General features: G+C 32.9%; 2 protein-coding genes. Both read left to right on the top strand.

Going from position 1 to position 1,757, the window contains the following annotated elements; all coding sequences use genetic code 11:
• The coding region (locus Q0296_RS00825) for a type II toxin-antitoxin system RelE/ParE family toxin (protein ID WP_298035683.1) at nt 1–200 on the top strand (200 nt) is incomplete at its 5' end.
• Between the two features lie 197 nt (nt 201–397).
• Complete coding sequence (locus Q0296_RS00820; protein ID WP_298035682.1) at nt 398–1,558, top strand: type II toxin-antitoxin system HipA family toxin; 1,161 nt, start codon at nt 398–400, stop codon at nt 1,556–1,558.
• Nucleotides 1,559–1,757: the final 199 nt, after the last annotated feature.

The following is a 1,757-nucleotide window of genomic DNA, read 5'->3' as shown; positions in this document are numbered from 1 at the left end:
CTTTAAATGATTTTATAGAAAATTTTTCCGAAGATCAAGAAAGAATTTTGTTAAAAAACGGAAATATCAAAAGGCTTAAGGGTAGTTTAGAGGGTTGTTATCGGTTGCGGCTTAGAACATATAGGGTTATTTACGAAAAGAAAGAAAATGAGCTTATAATTCTTGTTTTAAGGGTCGGCAGTAGAGGGGATGTTTATTAAAAAAATCCAAACGATTTTATCTTGCAAATTTTTGGATTTTTTTATAAGTATAATTTAAAAAATAAAAGTATAAGGTAAAAGTTTGCTTTTATTTTGTTTTTATGATCATACTCTTTTTCGAATACAAAAAAAATAAAACATAAGCTAAAAAAATATATTATACTCACAGATTTCTTATAAAATTACAGGACACAATTATGAGCGATACTTTAAAAATTTATAGCAACGATGTTCTTGTGGGATTTTTAAAAGTATATGCTGTAGGCAGAAATGAAACATATTATTTTGAATATGATGAAGAGTGGTTAAAAAATGGCTTTGAGATAGATCCAAATTTACCACTGCAAACCACCCAGTTTGTATCTAAAAATCTATGGGGCGCGTTTTGCGATATAAGCCCAGATAGATGGGGGCGATTAATCCAAAAACGAAAAGCTGGTAGCGAACTTACAGAGAGTGAGTATATGCTAGGAGTAAGTGACTATTTTCGTATAGGCTCACTTAGAATAGAAAAAGAGAACGAATTTGTATCTACTACTAACGATATTCCAAAACTAACTCACATTAGCGATCTTTGCATATCATCACAAAGAATTGAGCGTGGCGAGAGTTTAGAAAGTGATATTAAAAATTTACTTGCTCCTAGCGGCAGTTTGGGCGGTGCTAGACCAAAGGCAAGCGTATTAAAAGACAATGAGCTTTACATAGTCAAATTTCCGTCCATAAAGGATGAATATAGGCAAATTTCTCGTAGTGAAAAGACTATGTTAGATGTTGCCAGTGTTGCAAAAATAAACGTATGTCAAAGCGAACTTTTTGAAACGGTAAAAGGCACGGCTTTACTTGTCAAAAGATTTGACAGAAACGGCGATAAAAGAATACCCTATAAGTCGGCTATGACCTTGCTTGGGGTTAGAGATGGCGATGAAAGCAACGATAAGAGTTACTGCGATCTAGCTAGCGTGCTTGATAGCAAGAACAAAAAAGAGCTTTTTCGACGTATGGTTTTTAACGGCTTATTTGGCAACACGGACGATCACCTAAGAAATCATGGCGTGCTATATGATGAAAAAACAAAAGGCTGGAATTTATCCCCTGCATTTGATATAACACCAACACCTATAATCTACTCAAAACAAAACCATGCTTTAAATTTTGTGGATTTTCAAAGCTTGCCATCAATCCAGCTTTTTTACGAGATAAAATCAAAATTTGATATAAATGACAACGAGTTTAAAGAAATCATAGCAGATATGCTAATGGCAAGAGATAAATTTGAAGAGATAGCAAAGCGAAATAAAATAAATAGCGATAACTTAAAAATGCTAAGAAATAACTATTGCCACGAGGATTTTTGAATGGAAGGTAGATGATGTTAGTAAGAGTGCAGCGAAAAATACCTAATATAGAGCCAAACAATTCTCAAACTCAAGCCTATATCTTTTTAACTTGCTAGCTCTATAATTGCTAGTCTTTGGTTGTCCTGAAATATCTAGGAATATAATACTAATATGCACAAATATATAAAAATTAATCTGATAGGCAGGTATTAATACA

The sequence above is a fragment of the uncultured Campylobacter sp. genome (assembly GCF_937890585.1).
In the GTDB taxonomy this organism is placed as follows: Bacteria; Campylobacterota; Campylobacteria; order Campylobacterales; family Campylobacteraceae; genus Campylobacter_A.
The sequence above is the reverse complement of the archived record's forward strand: the minus strand, read 5'-3'. Positions and strand labels throughout refer to the sequence as shown.